Source organism: Streptomyces sp. SID5469 (assembly GCF_009862865.1).
Taxonomy (GTDB): Bacteria; Actinomycetota; Actinomycetes; order Streptomycetales; family Streptomycetaceae; genus Streptomyces; species Streptomyces avermitilis.
This window is the reverse complement of record NZ_WWIN01000001.1, coordinates 8362446-8376616: the sequence shown is the minus strand read 5'-3', so window position 1 is coordinate 8376616 and position 14171 is coordinate 8362446. Positions and strand designations below refer to the sequence as shown.

Sequence of the window (14171 nt, the reverse complement as noted above, 5' to 3'; positions counted from 1 at the left end):
CGGATGAGGATGCCCGAGGACTGGCTGGGCTCCCGCTGGTGGCGCGGCGCGGCGGCCGTGCTGGCCGGTGCCCTGCCCATGCTCGCCTTCCCGGCACCGTCCTGGTGGTGGTTCGCGTACGTCGCCCTGGTCCCCTGGATCCTGCTCGCCCGCACCGCCCCGACCGGCGGACGCGCCGCGTACGACGGCTGGCTGGGCGGGCTCGGCTTCATGCTGGCCGTGCACCACTGGCTGCTGCCGAGCCTGCATGTGTTCACGGTCCTGATAGCCGCGCTGCTCGGCGCGCTGTGGGCGCCGTGGGGCTGGCTGGTGCGCCGCTTCCTGGCCGGGGTGCCCTCGCCGGGGCGGGTCGCGGCGGCGATGCTCGTCCTGCCGTCGGGCTGGCTCATGGTCGAACTCGTCCGTTCCTGGCAGGGGCTGGGCGGCCCCTGGGGGCTGCTCGGGTCCAGCCAGTGGCAGGTGGAACCCGCGCTGCGGCTGGCCTCGGTCGGCGGGGTGTGGCTGCTGAGCTTCCTGGTGGTGACGGTCAACATCGCGGTCGCGGTGCTCGTCTCGGTGCGCGCGTCCCGTATGCCTGCCCTCGCCGGACTGGTCGCCACGGCCGCCGCGACCTCGGCGGCCTGGGCGTGGTCACCGCGCCCCGACCATGACGGGGACATGCGGATCGCCATCGTCCAGCCGGGCGTGATCGACGGAACCGGCAGCGCTGACAGGCGGTTCGACCGCGAGGAGCAGCTGACCCGGGAACTCGCCGGGCAGAACGTCGACCTGGTGGTCTGGGGCGAGAGCAGCGTCGGCTTCGACCTCGCGGACCGTCCCGACCTGGCCCGGCGGATCGCCGGTCTCTCGGAGCGGGTCGGCGCGGACATCCTCGTCAACGTCGACGCCCGCCGCTCCGACCGGCCCGGCATCTACAAGAGTTCCGTGCTCGTCGGCCCGCACGGCCCGACCGGGGACCGCTACGACAAGATGCGGCTCGTGCCGTTCGGCGAGTACATACCGGCGCGCTCCCTGCTCGGCTGGGCCACCTCCGTCGGCAAGGCGGCCGGCGAGGACCGCAGGCGCGGCAGCGAGCAGGTGGTGATGAACGCCGGGCACGGGCTGCGCATCGGCCCGATGGTGTGCTTCGAGACCGCGTTCCCCGACATGAGCCGCCATCTCGCCGAGGACGGCGCCGAGGTGCTGCTCGCGCAGTCGTCGACCTCGACCTTCCAGCAGAGCTGGGCCCCGGAACAGCACGCCTCGCTCGCCGCGCTGCGGGCCGCGGAGACCGGCCGCCCGATGGTGCACGCGACACTCACCGGCGTCTCCGCCGTCTACGGCCCGAGCGGCGAGCGCGTCGGCTCCTGGCTCGGCACCGGGAAGAGCACGTCAGCGGTGTACGACGTGCCGTTGGCCCGCGGTGTCACTCCGTACGTCCGCTTCGGCGACTGGCCGGTGCACGCGGCGCTGCTGATCCTCGCGGCGCTGTGCACCGCTGAGGGCGTACGGGAGTTCCGGCTCAGGCGGACCGTTCCGTCACCGCGCGTACCACCCGCTCGCACAGTTCGTGAGTCGCCAGCGCGTCCCGGGCGCTGAGCACCTTGCCCGCGCGTACGGCGTCCAGGAAGACGAGGACCGCCTGCTCGATGCCGCGCTGCCGGGCCACCGGCACCCAGTCGCCGCGTCGCCGTACGGTCGGCTGCCCCTTGTGGTCGACGACCTCGGCGAGGTTGAGCACCTGGCGCTTGGTGTCCTGCCCGGAGACTTCGAGGATCTCCTCGGCGGAGCCGCTCAGCCGGTTCATGACGCCCAGCGCGGTGAAGCCCTCACCGGACAGCTGGAGCACCACGTGGTGCAGCAGACCGCCCCCGGTGCGGGCGCGTACCGTCACGTCGTCGACCGGCCCCGGCACCAGGAACCGCAGGGTGTCCACGACATGGATGAAGTCGTCGAGGATCATCGTGCGGGGCTCCTCGGGCAGCCCGACCCGGTTCTTCTGCATCAGGATCAGCTCACGCGGATGGTCGGCGCACTGGGCGTACCCGGGCGCGTAACGCCTGTTGAAGCCGACGGCCAGGCTGACGCCCCGCTCCTCGGCGAGCCGTACCAGCCGCTCCGAGTCGGCGAGTTCGTACGCGAGGGGCTTGTCGACGTACGTCGGTACGCCGGCCGCGAGGAGCCGCTCGACGATCTCGGGGTGCACGGCGGTGGGCGCATGCACGAAGGCGGCGTCGAGGTCCTGGGCCAGCAGCTCCGACAGGTCGGTGTGACGTTGCGCCGGTGGCAGACGGAGGCTGTCGGCCACCCGGGCGAGGGTGGCGGGAGTCCGTGTCTGGAGGTGCAGTTCGACTCCCGGCTGGACACCGAGCACCGGAAGGTACGCCTTCTGCGCGATGTCACCGAGTCCGATGCAGCCGACCTTCACGGGGGTTCTCCTAGGGATTGGCGACGCGTGGCTCGTCGGAAGCATACGGCCGTCGCGGTGGCCGTAAGTCGGTGGTGACGGCCGGTTCCGGTGCGGCAGGATTCGGGGCATGACGACACAGCGCACCGAACCCGCGACCGACGCCGACGAGCGATCCATGCTGGAGGGGTGGCTCGACTACCACCGCCGGACGCTTGAGGTGAAGTGCGAGGGGCTCGACGACGCTCAGCTCAGAACCGCCTCGGTGCCGCCCTCCGAACTCTCCCTGCTCGGCCTGGTGCGGCACATGGCGGAGGTGGAACGGGGCTGGTTCCGCAAGGTGTTGGCGAACGACGATCCTGGGCCGATCTACTACAGCGACGAGGACCGCGACGGCGAGTTCCACCTCACCGAGGCCGACACCTGGGCGGAGGCCTACGGCACCTGGCAGGCGGAGATCGGGATCGCCCGGCACAACGCGGCACGCTTCGGCCTGGACGACGTCTGCGAGGGCACGAGCAAGTTCACCGACAGCCCCATCAACCTGCGGTGGATCTACACCCACATGATCGAGGAGTACGCCCGTCACAACGGTCACGCCGACCTGATCAGGGAGCGCGTCGACGGCACGACCGGAGAGTGACGCCCTCGGTGCGTCACGCTCGTGCCGTGGCTCCGTCCGGACGAGGCGGAAGGATCACCCGTGCGGGGCAACCTCCGCCTGTCCGCTCCCCAAATCGGGCCGGACGCAGCAGAGTTGCGCGGGTGCATCGAACCACGACCACCGCGACGCTCCTGGTCACCGCGGCTGTCACCGTCCTCTCCGGCTGTGTGACCGTCCAGCGGCTGCCTGCCCCGGCTCCCTCGGTGGCACCGCCCCACCCGTCGGTGCCACGTCCGGACGGCAGCGGGGATCCCCAAGTCGTCCAGGCTCCGGCGCGGGAGGCACTGGAGCTCATCGAGCCCTCCCACCGCCCGTCGCCGACCGCCGCCGCGCCGCACCGGACGCCTCCTCCGGCGCGCGCCGCCGCACCGGTGACGGTTCCGCGCCGTCCGCACGCGGACCCGCCCGCGAAGCCGGCGCATCCCGAACCCCGGGACGCGGTACCGACGTCCGTGTCCAAGCTGGTCCCGAAGGACGGGGACGTGTGCGCGCTCGGGCGCAAGTACGGGGGATGGCAGCCGGACAGCCCTGAGGCGACCATCTGCAAAAACGCGTACGGGCGTTGAGACGGACCGTACGAGGCGGCCACCGGCCCCGGCAGGCGACGGCGCGCGGCGCGGCCGATGCGGCCGATGCGGCCGATGCGGCCTAGCGGCCTAGGTGCAGCGCGCCCGCACGTCCGCGGCAGGGGACCGGGTCACACCCGCCCGTCCCACCCCGCGTAGAACCTCCGCCGTCAACGGTCCGGACTCCGCCGCACACAGCCTGGCCGGCGCCACTTCGCCGCACCGCGGACCGGCCGCGTCACCTCGCGGACCGGCCGACGTCACTTCGCGGACCGGCCGGTGCCGTCGTGCCCCTGCCGGGCGCTGCCGCGTCCCGGGCCCCGTCGGTACTCTCCGTCCGTCCCCCGCCTGCCCTCCCCCACCCCGCCCCCTACGGCCGCTGTCTGGGCGGCCCCGGCCTCTCCCCTCCGGGGCCGTCGAACGGGCCCGGACCCCCGAACGGCCCGGCGCCGCCCGCGGGGTCCGATCCGCCGCCCGCCGGCCCGTCGCCGTCGAGCCTCAGCTCCAGGCGTCCGATCGCCGCCCGGACGCCGTCCCCGTAGCTGTCGTCGCCGAGCACGCCCACCGCGCCGCGGGCCCGGCGCAGATGACTGCGGGCGGCGTCGGAGCGACCGAGCTTCACATAGTCCGCGGCGAGATTGAGGTGCAGGGACGGGTAGAACGCACGCACCGCGAGCGCGTCCTCGTGCTCGTGCTCGGCGACGCGCTCGTCGGTGAGCTCCTCGGCCGCCGACAACGCCCGCAGATCCCAGGCGAGTTCATCCACCGGGTCGTCCTGTGTGTCCGCCAGGTAGTGGGCCAGGGTGCAGCGGTGGAGGGGGTCGCCGCCGTCGCCGATCTCCGCCCACAGGCCCAGGAAGCGGCCCCGGGCCTCCTCGCGGTCACCGGCGTGGTGCAACATCGCGACCTGCCCGATGCGGGTCATCATGGCGTCCGGCGCCACCTGCTCCTGTCGCTCCGCCACCACGTCCTCCAAGGTCGTCGCCCATCCCCCCACGACGCTAACCGCAGCCACTGACATTCACGGTCAGGCGGCTCCGTACGCCACTGGGCCAGGCCGGTGACGGCGGGGCCCCCGGGCCGGAGACCACAGAACCCGTCCGTCCTCTCTCCGCCACCCGCCGTTCGCCGTTCGCCGTTCGCCGTTCGCCGTCAGCCGAGGTTGGGAATCGTCCAGTCGATCGGGGTGTGCCCCTGCTCCGCGACCGCCTCGTTGATCTGCGTGAAGGGACGCGAACCGAAGAACTTCTTCGCGGACAGCGGAGAGGGATGCGCGCCCTTCACCACCACGTGCCGCTCCTCGTCGATGAGCGGCAGCTTCTTCTGCGCGTAGTTGCCCCACAGCACGAAGACCGCCGGGTCGGGCCGGTCCGCGACCGCGCGGATCACGGCGTCCGTGAACTTCTCCCAGCCCTTGCCCTTGTGCGAGTTCGCCTCGCCGGAGCGCACCGTCAGCACCGCGTTGAGCAGCAGCACACCCTGCTCGGCCCACGGCATCAGATAGCCGTTGTCCGGGATCGGGGTGCCCAGCTCCTCCTTCATCTCCTTGTAGATGTTGCGGAGCGAGGGCGGCGTCTTCACGCCCGGCCGGACGGAGAAGCACAGACCGTGCCCCTGGCCCTCGCCGTGATACGGGTCCTGGCCGAGGACCAGCACCTTCACCCGCTCGTACGGCGTCGCCGCGAGCGCGGCGAAGACCTCCTCACGCGGAGGGTAGACAGGACCCCTGGCGCGCTCCTCCTCGACGAACTCGGTGAGTTCCTTGAAGTAGGGCTGCTGCAGCTCGTCGCCCAGGACGCCGCGCCAGGACTCGGGCAGCATGGCGGTGTCGGTCACGTCAACTTCCTCCGATGTGCGGTCACTTCCTGAGGACAGAACCTACAGGCGACCACTGACAATCGGCCCCGCACCCCTTGCTACCAGCTGGTTTTCCGATACAGCTCCCACATCATCATGATCGTCGAGGGGTCCAGGGCCCGCTCGCCGCCCGAGATGTCCTCGCTCGCCGCGACGAACTGCTTGCCCTGCCACAGCGGCAGCAGCCGTGCGTCGTCGACGAGGATCTGCTGGGCCTGCTCGAACTCCTTCACCACGGCCCCGCGGTCGCTCTGCCGCCGCGACTGGGGCAGCAGCACGCCGGTGATCTCCCGCGTCGGGTAGGGCGTACCGAGGGCGTTCTGCTCACCGACGAAGGGCGCGATGAAGTTCTCGGCGTCCGGGAAGTCGGGGAACCAGCCGCGCCCGAACGCGGGGTACTCGCCCTTGCGGTAGCCCGCTTCGAACGTCTTCCAGGGGCGGCCCTCGATCTTGACGCTGAAGAGCCCGGAGTCGTTGAGCTGGCTCTTGAGCTCCTCGAACTCGGGTGCGGTCTCGGATCCGTAGCGGTCGGTCGTGTACCAGAGGGTGAGCGGGACGCGCTGAGAGATGCCCGCCTCCAGAAGGATCTTGCGGGCCTTGGACGAACTGGGTTCGCCGAAGTCGTCGAAGAAGCCCGTGGTGTGCCCCGTCAGCCCCTTGGGAACCATGGAGTACAGCGGGTCGACGGTGTCCTTGTAGACCTTGTGCGCGATCGCCGCGCGATCGACGATCTGCGCGACGGCCTTGCGGACCGCGGCCTTGCCGGCCCACGGGTCCTTCGGGTTGAACACCAGGTAGCTGATCTCGGTGCCCGCGCCCTCGACGAGCTGGAGGTCCTCCTCGGACTGCTTGCTCTGCAGGGAGACGATGTCGGAGGCGGCCAGTCCACGGTAGGTGGCGTCGATCTTCTTGTCCCTGAGGGCTTTGACCATGGCGGCGGAGTTCTGGAAGTACCGGATGGTGACCGCGTCGTTCTTGCGCTCGGCGAAGCCCTTGTAGTGATCGTTCTTGACGAGTTCGGCCTGTTTGCCGTCCTCGTACGAGCGCAGGCTGTAGGGACCGGACCCGAAGACCTTGCCGTCCTTGCGCAGGGAGCGGGCCGGGTAGTCGTCGGGGTCGACGATCGACATGGCGGGGGTGGCCAGCACGAACGGGAAGGTGGCGTCGGGCTTGTTGAGATGGAAGACGATCTCGCGGTCGCCTCGCGTCGAGATCCGGTCGAGGCTGCCCAGCAGGCCGGCGGGGCCACCGGACAGGTCGATCCTCCTGATCCGGTCGATGGAGTACTTCACGGCCCGCGCGTCGAGCGTGTCCCCGTCGGAGAACTTCATGCCGGTGCGCAGCACACAGCGGTACGCGAGATTCGAGCTGTTGGTGAACCCGCAGCTCTCCGCGGCGTCGGGCTCGGGCGCGGCCGCACCGGAGGGGTAGCTCAGCAGGGTCTGGTAGATGTTGCGGAACAGCTCCCAGGAACCGTCCCAGGAAGCGGCCGGATCCAGTGTGCTGGGCGCGCTGGTGGTGCCCACGACAATCGGTCCCTCGTCGTCGGCGGAGCCGGAGCCGAGGACACCGCAGCCGGCCACCAGGGATATGGACGTGACCGCCGCCACCTGACGCAGGGCTCTGTACCGGTTGGACACGCGCTCGCTCCTCGATCTGCCGTACCAAGGTCGGCAGACCATACCGCAGTGCCCCGCGACTGAACCATGTTCCGGCAGGGCTGTTGATCAGCGCGTATATGACGACGTTGTCATCCGTCAGAGCGTCTCTCTCACGTCGACACGAGCGCCCATTCTGTCCAGGGGCGCCCGTGCCGCCGCGAGGTTCGGTCAGCCGACCCCGGCGTTCAGGAAGATGCCGCCGTCGACCACGAGCGTCTGGCCCGTGATCCAGTCGGACTGCGCCGAGGTCAGGAACGCGGCGGCGCCACCGATGTCGGAGGGCACCCCGAGCCGGCCGAGCGGGTAGGACGCGGCGGCCTCCGCCTCCCGGCCCTCGTACAGGGCCTGCGCGAACTTGGTCTTGACGACGGCGGGCGCGATCGCGTTGACCCGCACCTTGGGCGCGAACTCGTGCGCCAGCTGGAGGGTCAGGTTGATCATCGCGGCCTTGCTGATGCCGTACGCGCCGATGAACGGCGAGGCGGAGACGCCGGCGACGGAGGCGATGTTGACGATCGCGCCGCCGTTCTCGCCCTGCCAGGCCTTCCAGGTCTGCTGGGCGAAGCCGAGGGCCGAGACGACGTTGGTCTCGAACACCTTGCGCGCCACATTGAGGTCGAGATCGGCGATCGGCCCGAACACCGGGTTCGTACCAGCGTTGTTGACCAGGTAGTCGACGCGGCCGAAGGCCTCCATGGTGCGCTCGACGGCGGCGGCCTGGTGGGCCTCGTCGTGGGCCTTGCCGGCGACGCCGATGACGCGCTCGGCACCGAGCGCCTCGACGGCCTCCTTGAGGGCGTCCTCGTTGCGGCCGGTGATGCAGACGCGGTCACCGCGGGCGACCAGGGCCTCCGCGACGCCGTAGCCGATGCCGCGGCTCGCGCCCGTGATGAGCGCGACCTTGCCGGAAAGTTCGGGAAGTGCAGTCATGTCCGTGTCCCCCGGCCCTAGTTGAGCGGTCCGCCGGCGACGTACATCACCTGGCCGGAGACGAACCCGGCCTCCTCGCCCGTGAAGAAGGCGATGGCGTTGGCGATGTCCGCCGGCTGGCCCACACGCTGCACCGGGATCTGGGTGGCGGCCGCGGCCTGGAACTCCTCGAAGCCCATGCCGACGCGGGCGGCGGTGGCGGCGGTCATGTCGGTGACGATGAAGCCGGGCGCGACGGCGTTCGCGGTGACGCCGAACTTGCCGAGCTCGATGGCGAGGGTCTTGGTGAGGCCCTGGAGACCGGCCTTGGCGGTGGAGTAGTTGGCCTGGCCGCGGTTGCCCAGCGCGGAGGAGGAGGACAGGTTGACGATCCGGCCGAACTTCGCGTCCACCATGTGCTTCTGACAGGCCTTGGCCATCAGGAAGGCGCCGCGCAGATGCACGTTCATGACCGTGTCCCAGTCGGACGCGCTCATCTTGAACAGCAGGTTGTCGCGGAGCACGCCCGCGTTGTTCACCAGGATCGTCGGCGCCCCGAGCTCCTCGGCGATCCGCGCGACCGCGGCCTCGACCTGGGCCTCGTCGGACACGTCACAGCCGACCGCGATGGCCTTGCCACCGGCGGCGGTGATCTTCTCCACGGTGTCCTTGCACGCGGCCTCGTCGAGGTCGATCACCGCGACGGCGCGGCCCTCGGCGGCCAGTCGTACGGCAGTGGCGGCGCCGATGCCGCGCGCGGCACCGGTGACGACCGCGACGCGCTGCTCAGTGGTGGACATTGCTGGTTCTCCTCGCCTTTGAAAAGCCCTGAAAAGCCTGCGGCTCACACGGTACGCCCTCAGGTGAGCGACCGCTTAGTACCTTCAGTACACGTGACGCTAGAAGTCCTGGCACTCGGTGTCAACGGCACACCGCGCGTGTGTGATCGATTACCTCACCAGCAGGCCGAGCAGCCGCTCCGCCTCGGCTTCCGGATCCGTGGTGAGTCCCGTGTGCACGGGACCCGGCCGCACCACCGTCGAGCGGGGAGCGATCAGCCAGCGAAAACGCCGTCCGGCGTCGTCCTGCGCGGCCTGACCTGCGGCTTCTCCACCCGTGCAGACCCCCTCCACGGCCCGCAGCGCGGCCCGTACACCCGCCACGTCCGCCTCCGGGTCGAGGGCCAGCAACTTGGTCTCGTCCAGATACGTCCGGGCGGCCACGAAGGACTTGGCGCGGCAGTACACCAGAACGCCCGCGTTGAAGCACTCACCGCGCTCCGCTCGCGGTACGACCCGCAGCAGCGCGTACTCGAAGACGTCCCGCTCGGTCACTGTGCCCCCTTGATGCGCTCGTGGATGACGGCGGCGCGCGCGAGCAGCGGCTCCGCGTAGGCCCGCCGGAGCTCGTCCGGCGACTCGAAGCCGGGCTCGTCCGTCAGCCACTCGTCGGGGATCTCGGCGGTCACCTCGGCCAGCAGTTCCTCGGTGACCCGGGGCGCGAGCTCGGCGGCGGCGCCCGCGACGTCCGGCCCGAAGGGTGCGAGGGCGTGGTCGGAGGCGTCGTACGGCTTCGCGGCCGAGGCCTGTGCGCCGGGCCAGTTGTGGTGCCAGATCATCGTGGCGCCGTGGTCGATGAGCCACAGTTCGCCCTGCCGCACGAGCAGGTTGGGGTTGCGCCAGGAGCGGTCCACGTTGTTGACCAGCGCGTCGAACCAGACGACCCGGCCGGCCTCCTCGCGGCTCACCCCGAAGGCGAGGGAGTCGAAGCCGAGCGCGCGTGAGAGGAAGTCCATTCCGAGGTTCAGGCCACCGCTCGACTTGAGCAGCTCCTGCACCTCCTGGTCCGGCTCACCGAGCCCCAGCACCGGGTCGAGGGCGATCGTCACCAGGCCGGGCACCCGCAGACCGAGCCGGCGCGCGAGTCCGCCGCAGACGACCTCCGCGACGAGCGTCTTGCGGCCCTGTCCGGCGCCGGTGAACTTCATGACGTACGTACCGAGATCGTCGGCCTCGACGAGCCCCGGCAGCGAGCCGCCCTCACGCAGCGGCGCGATGTAGCGCGTCGCGATGACTTCCTTGAGCATCGCCCCAGGCTACTGGGGTGTTGACGGGCGGTGGACGCGGCCCGTGGGCCCTTGTGTCCGCCTGATCCCGATCAGGTCGATGCCGACTCCGTCTGAACAGCCGACACCCGAGCACCGTACCTCTGGGCGGATCTACGAAACATCCGTGGAAGGGAACGTCAGCATGACCAGCGAATCGCTTCACCCCGTCTCGGCACCGGCTCGCCGCACGGTCGTAGCGGCGGTCGGCGCGGCGGGACTCGCCGTCGCGCTGACCGCCTGCGGGGGTTCGGACGACAAGTCGTCCGGCTCCTCCGATGTGCAGGACAACAGCAGTGCGAGCGGCGGCGGTACGGCCGGCGGCGACAGCGCGGCGGCCGGCTCGGACGGCACCGTGCTGGCCAAGACCGCCGACATTCCCGAGGGCGGCGGCAAGGTCTTCGCGGACCAGGGCGTCGTCGTGACCCAGCCGACCGCGGGCACGTACAAGGCCTTCTCGTCCAAGTGCACCCACCAGGGGTGTGCGGTGAAGGGCATCGCCGACGGCGTCATCACCTGTCCCTGCCACAACAGCCAGTTCTCCGCCACCGACGGCAGCGTGAAGAAGGGGCCGGCGACGCAGGCCCTGGCCGCGGCCAAGATCACCGTCGACGGGGACTCGATCAAGCTCGCGTGACCGGGGCCCGCCCGGAACCAGGATGGGACCGGTGACCGCCCGGAGCAAGGACGGGACCGGTGACCGCCCTGAGCCGGGGATCAGGGCCGCCCCGCCCTGCGCGGACGCGTGACGCAGGCCAGCACCTCGTCCGTGGTCGCGATGGTGGCGACCAGGGCGAGGGTGTTGCGGATCATCACGGGGGTGTAGTCGGAGGGCACTCCCGCGATGGCATCGGCGGGCACGACGGCCGTGTAGCCCCGGTTGACGGCGTCGAACACGGTGTTCGGGATGGCCACGTTGGCGGAGACTCCGGTGACGATCAGTGTGCGGCAGCCGAGATTGCGCAGCAGCGCGTCGACGTCGGTGCCCGTGATCGGCGACAGGCCGTGCAGTCGCCGTACGACGAGGTCCTGCTCCGCCACCTCGATCGGGGCCGCGACGCGTACCGCCGTGGTCCCCGACAACTGCTGCACGGGCAGCCGCTCGGCGGCGCGGAAAAGACGGGCGTTACGGCCGGCACCCCGGCCGTCCGGGCGCCGCTCGGCGATCGCGTGGATCACCTGGAGCCCGCTCTCGTGCGCGGCCGCCACCAGCCTGGCCACGTTGGCGAGCGCTCCCGACGAGCGCGCCTCCTTGGCGAGTTCGGGCAGCGCGCTGTCCGGGCCGACGACGCCCTGCTGGCACTCGACGGTGAGCAGCACGGTGGTCGCGGGGTCGAGGAGTTCGCTGAGCTGTTCGTACGACGCCACGGTGTCCCCTTGTCGTCGAAGCCGGAGCGGGCGAGAGTAACGAGCATTGCGTGGGGACGGAAGACGGCGCATGCTTTTCTGACGGAGTGTCAGAAAATCTCTGATGACACATAAGAAGAGGGGACCTCATGGCCGTCACTCAGCGCAGGGGTCGGAAGATCATGATGACGCCCGGCGAGCTGGACGAGTTCCTCACGACCCAGCGCACCTGCCGCGTGGCCACCGTCGCGAAGGACGGCGCCCCGCATGTGAGCACCCTCTGGTTCGTCTGGGACAGCACGTCGCTGTGGCTGTACTCGGTGGTGCGCAGCAAGCGCTGGACGGAGCTGCGCCGGGACCCGCGGATCGCCGTGGTGATCGACACCGGCGAGGAGTACGGGGAGCTGCGGGGCGTGGAGCTGTCCGGCACGGTGGAATTCGTGGGCGAGGTTCCCCGCACCGGGGAACTGTGTGCCGAACTCGACGCCCCGGAGACCTTGTTCGCGCGCAAGAACTTCGGCCTGGAGGAGATGCCGCACGACGGCCGCCACGCCTGGGCCCGGCTGACACCGACGGCGATCGCCTCGTGGGACTTCCGCAAGCTGGGGCCGATGTAGGGGGCGGTCGGCGGGCGGAGGTTGCCCCGGTCGCCGCGGCCGCGTTCGCTCCGTCGGCGCCCGGGACGTGTCCCGTCGCCCTGGCCGGGCTCGGGCTCGGGCAAAGCAAGCGAGGCCGCCCGGCGCACGCGCCGCAACCCATGCGCTCAGCCGATGGCCTCGCCGGCCGCCCGCAGCGCCCCCACCGCCGCCCGGATCGACGGGCGGCGGTCGGCGTCCGCCCGCCAGACGACGTACACATGCCGCCGCACACGCTGCCGCACCGGCACGGTGACGACTCCGGCGGGCATCGGATGGCGCCCCAGCAGCGGCACGATGCACACCCCCAGCCCCGCGGCGACCAGCCCGAGCTGGGTATGGGTCTCCGCCGCGCGGTGGCCGACGCACGGCTCCACGCCCTTGGAGCGCAGCGTGAACATCAGCCACTCATGACAGAACTCGCCCTCGCCCCAGGTGATCCACTCGTCGTCGGCGAACTCGCCGAGGTCCACCTCCGCCCTGCCGGCCAGCCGGTGGTCCGCCGGCAGGGCGACGTCGGCGGGGTCGTCGAGGATCGCCGCCTTGACCAGGCCGTCGGGCAACGGCATCGGCTTGTTGTACCAGTCGAGCACCACCGCGAGGTCGAGATCACCGCGCACCACTCCGGCGACCCCGGCCTCGGGCTCCAGCTCGCTGGAGCGCACGCGCAGCGCCGGGTGCTCGGCGCGCAGGGCGGCGAGTGCGGTCGGGAACAGCCCGCGCGCGGCCGTCGGGAACGCGGACAGGCGCAGCTCCCCCACCACCTGACCGCGCTGCGCCTCCAGGTCGGACTGGGCCAGCTCGACCTGCGACAGGATGCGCGCGGCATGGTCGGCGAGCAGCCGCCCCGCGTCGGTGAGACGCACCCCGCGTCCGTTCCTCGCGAGGAGTCGCTGTCCGACCTCGCGCTCCAGCTTCGACATCTGCTGGGACACGGCCGATGTCGTGACGTGCAGCCCCTCGGCGGCACCGCTGACGGAGCCATGGCGGGCGAGGGCGTCGAGCGTGCGCAGGCGCTCCAGGTTCAACATGTAAGCAATGCTACGAGATATCGGATGAGAAATCTCGATTGTGCTACGAGATTGTTCTGCCGCATCGTTGTCTCCATGAGCACCGTCGCCACTTCTCGACCCGTCACCCCGACCGGGTCCACGCCCCGCCGCCGCACCGCCCTCGACTGGCGGATCCGCTTCGGTGTCCTCTCCCTGATCTGGGGCTTCAGCTTCCTGCTCATCAAGGTCGGCACGGCGGGGTACGCACCGTTCCACGTCACGCTCGGGCGGCTGGTGTTCGGGACCGCGGTGCTCGCTGTGGCGATGGCCGTGAAGCGGGAGCGTCTGCCGCGCGGCGCGCGCACCTGGGGGCATCTGGCGGTCGCGGCGTTCTTCCTCAACGCCCTGCCGTTCTCGCTCTTCGCCTACTCGGAGCTGACGATTCCGTCGACGCTCGCGGGTATCTGCAACGCGACCTCACCTCTGTGGGGCATGGCCCTCTCCCTGGTCGCCCTCTCCGAGGACCGGCCGACCCGGCGCAGGGTGGCCGGTCTGGGCATCGGCTTCCTGGGCGTGCTGACGGTGCTCGGCGCCTGGCAGGGCTTCCACGGCCTGGACGCGACGGGCACGGCCATGGCCCTGCTCGCTTCCCTCAGCTACCCGATCGGCTGGATCTACGTCCGCCGCACCCTGGCCGGCTCCAGCCACTCGCACCTGTCGATGACCGGCGCCCAGTTGCTCCTGGCCACCGCGCAACTCGCCTTCGTCACCCCGCTGTTCACCACCCTGCCGAGCCACTTCCCGGTCGTCCCGCTGCTCGCCATAGCCGCCCTGGGCGCCCTCGGCACCGGGCTCGCCGTCCTCCTCCAGTACGGCCTGGTCGCCGAGGTCGGTCCGACCACGGCCCAGATGGTCACGTACTTCATCCCGGTCATCGCCACCGCGGCGGGCGTCGCCATCCTCGGCGAGTCGCTCACCTGGTCGACCCCGGTCGGCGCGGCGATCGTTCTGGCGGGTGCGGCGCTCACTCAGGCCAGGGCGCGGCGCTGA

The 14171-nt window shown here is 70.9% G+C and carries 16 protein-coding genes; 6 read left to right on the top strand and 10 right to left on the bottom strand.

Annotated features, from left to right (window positions below):
• The first annotated feature begins 3 nt into the window (after nucleotides 1-3).
• Nucleotides 4-1578 (top strand): apolipoprotein N-acyltransferase, encoded by a 1575-nt coding sequence (lnt, locus tag GTY58_RS36425; RefSeq protein ID WP_010988411.1) that lies wholly within the window; start codon nucleotides 4-6, stop codon nucleotides 1576-1578.
• Here lnt and GTY58_RS36420 read toward each other — a convergent pair.
• Nucleotides 1502-2407, bottom strand: coding sequence for a Gfo/Idh/MocA family oxidoreductase (locus GTY58_RS36420; RefSeq protein ID WP_010988410.1), 906 nt, complete (start codon nucleotides 2405-2407; stop codon nucleotides 1502-1504). The two genes, lnt and GTY58_RS36420, sit on opposite strands and share 77 nt — an antisense overlap.
• A 109-nt stretch (nucleotides 2408-2516) precedes the next feature.
• On the opposite strand from GTY58_RS36420, the gene GTY58_RS36415 reads away from it, so the two are divergent.
• Nucleotides 2517-3029, top strand: coding sequence for a DinB family protein (locus GTY58_RS36415; RefSeq protein ID WP_010988409.1), 513 nt, complete (start codon nucleotides 2517-2519; stop codon nucleotides 3027-3029).
• A gap of 122 nt (nucleotides 3030-3151) precedes the next feature.
• Entirely contained in the window at nucleotides 3152-3616 is a 465-nt protein-coding gene (locus GTY58_RS36410; protein WP_010988408.1) for a hypothetical protein, read from the top strand.
• Between the two features lie 370 nt (nucleotides 3617-3986).
• Here the strand turns inward: GTY58_RS36410 and GTY58_RS36405 are convergent, their stop codons facing one another.
• From GTY58_RS36405 to GTY58_RS36375, 7 genes are all read right to left on the bottom strand, one after another.
• Nucleotides 3987-4580, bottom strand: coding sequence for a tetratricopeptide repeat protein (locus GTY58_RS36405; protein ID WP_078234937.1), 594 nt, complete (start codon nucleotides 4578-4580; stop codon nucleotides 3987-3989).
• A 188-nt stretch (nucleotides 4581-4768) separates the two neighbouring features.
• Nucleotides 4769-5452: a uracil-DNA glycosylase gene (locus GTY58_RS36400; RefSeq protein ID WP_010988406.1), complete on the bottom strand. Its 684-nt coding sequence runs from the start codon at nucleotides 5450-5452 to the stop codon at nucleotides 4769-4771.
• 80 nt (nucleotides 5453-5532) lie between these two features.
• Nucleotides 5533-7113 carry an ABC transporter substrate-binding protein gene (locus GTY58_RS36395; RefSeq protein ID WP_037647004.1) on the bottom strand — a complete coding sequence of 527 codons (1581 nt, stop codon included), beginning with the start codon at nucleotides 7111-7113 and terminating at the stop codon, nucleotides 5533-5535.
• A 189-nt stretch (nucleotides 7114-7302) separates the two neighbouring features.
• Nucleotides 7303-8064, bottom strand: coding sequence for an SDR family oxidoreductase (locus GTY58_RS36390; RefSeq protein WP_010988404.1), 762 nt, complete (start codon nucleotides 8062-8064; stop codon nucleotides 7303-7305).
• Between the two features lie 17 nt (nucleotides 8065-8081).
• Nucleotides 8082-8843: a 3-oxoacyl-ACP reductase FabG gene (gene fabG, locus GTY58_RS36385; protein ID WP_010988403.1), complete on the bottom strand. Its 762-nt coding sequence runs from the start codon at nucleotides 8841-8843 to the stop codon at nucleotides 8082-8084.
• Between the two features lie 150 nt (nucleotides 8844-8993).
• Nucleotides 8994-9377: a DUF3037 domain-containing protein gene (locus GTY58_RS36380; protein ID WP_010988402.1), complete on the bottom strand. Its 384-nt coding sequence runs from the start codon at nucleotides 9375-9377 to the stop codon at nucleotides 8994-8996.
• Nucleotides 9374-10129, bottom strand: a complete 756-nt coding sequence (locus GTY58_RS36375; RefSeq protein ID WP_010988401.1) for a HipA family kinase — start codon at nucleotides 10127-10129, stop codon at nucleotides 9374-9376. Before GTY58_RS36375 ends, GTY58_RS36380 begins: the two co-directional genes overlap by 4 nt.
• Nucleotides 10130-10292: 163 nt before the next feature.
• Between GTY58_RS36375 and GTY58_RS36370 the strand changes: the two genes are divergently transcribed.
• Nucleotides 10293-10784 (top strand): Rieske (2Fe-2S) protein, encoded by a 492-nt coding sequence (locus GTY58_RS36370; protein WP_010988400.1) that lies wholly within the window; start codon nucleotides 10293-10295, stop codon nucleotides 10782-10784.
• A gap of 80 nt (nucleotides 10785-10864) precedes the next feature.
• Here the strand turns inward: GTY58_RS36370 and GTY58_RS36365 are convergent, their stop codons facing one another.
• Entirely contained in the window at nucleotides 10865-11515 is a 651-nt protein-coding gene (locus tag GTY58_RS36365; RefSeq protein ID WP_037647003.1) for a cysteine hydrolase, read from the bottom strand.
• 128 nt (nucleotides 11516-11643) lie between these two features.
• Here GTY58_RS36365 and GTY58_RS36360 point away from each other — a divergent pair, with 128 nt between their 5' ends.
• On the top strand, nucleotides 11644-12111 hold the full coding sequence (locus tag GTY58_RS36360; RefSeq protein ID WP_010988398.1) for a pyridoxamine 5'-phosphate oxidase family protein: 468 nt from the start codon (nucleotides 11644-11646) through the stop codon (nucleotides 12109-12111).
• Between the two features lie 146 nt (nucleotides 12112-12257).
• Here GTY58_RS36360 and GTY58_RS36355 read toward each other — a convergent pair whose 3' ends face one another.
• Nucleotides 12258-13160 carry a LysR family transcriptional regulator gene (locus tag GTY58_RS36355; RefSeq protein WP_037647002.1) on the bottom strand — a complete coding sequence of 301 codons (903 nt, stop codon included), beginning with the start codon at nucleotides 13158-13160 and terminating at the stop codon, nucleotides 12258-12260.
• A gap of 75 nt (nucleotides 13161-13235) precedes the next feature.
• Between GTY58_RS36355 and GTY58_RS36350 the strand changes: the two genes are divergently transcribed.
• Nucleotides 13236-14171 carry a DMT family transporter gene (locus GTY58_RS36350; protein ID WP_010988396.1) on the top strand — a complete coding sequence of 312 codons (936 nt, stop codon included), beginning with the start codon at nucleotides 13236-13238 and terminating at the stop codon, nucleotides 14169-14171.

What these genes read in the sequence shown, in the direction of transcription:
- lnt (WP_010988411.1), top strand. Translation starts at nt 4, where the DNA reads ATGAGGATGCCCGAGGACTGGCTGGGCTCCCGCTGGTGGCGCGGCGCG.
- GTY58_RS36415 (WP_010988409.1), top strand. Translation starts at nt 2,517, where the DNA reads ATGACGACACAGCGCACCGAACCCGCGACCGACGCCGACGAGCGATCC.
- GTY58_RS36390 (WP_010988404.1), bottom strand. Translation starts at nt 8,064, where the DNA reads ATGACTGCACTTCCCGAACTTTCCGGCAAGGTCGCGCTCATCACGGGC.
- fabG (WP_010988403.1), bottom strand. Translation starts at nt 8,843, where the DNA reads ATGTCCACCACTGAGCAGCGCGTCGCGGTCGTCACCGGTGCCGCGCGC.
- GTY58_RS36375 (WP_010988401.1), bottom strand. Translation starts at nt 10,129, where the DNA reads ATGCTCAAGGAAGTCATCGCGACGCGCTACATCGCGCCGCTGCGTGAG.
- GTY58_RS36370 (WP_010988400.1), top strand. Translation starts at nt 10,293, where the DNA reads ATGACCAGCGAATCGCTTCACCCCGTCTCGGCACCGGCTCGCCGCACG.
- GTY58_RS36360 (WP_010988398.1), top strand. Translation starts at nt 11,644, where the DNA reads ATGGCCGTCACTCAGCGCAGGGGTCGGAAGATCATGATGACGCCCGGC.
- GTY58_RS36355 (WP_037647002.1), bottom strand. Translation starts at nt 13,160, where the DNA reads ATGTTGAACCTGGAGCGCCTGCGCACGCTCGACGCCCTCGCCCGCCAT.
- GTY58_RS36350 (WP_010988396.1), top strand. Translation starts at nt 13,236, where the DNA reads ATGAGCACCGTCGCCACTTCTCGACCCGTCACCCCGACCGGGTCCACG.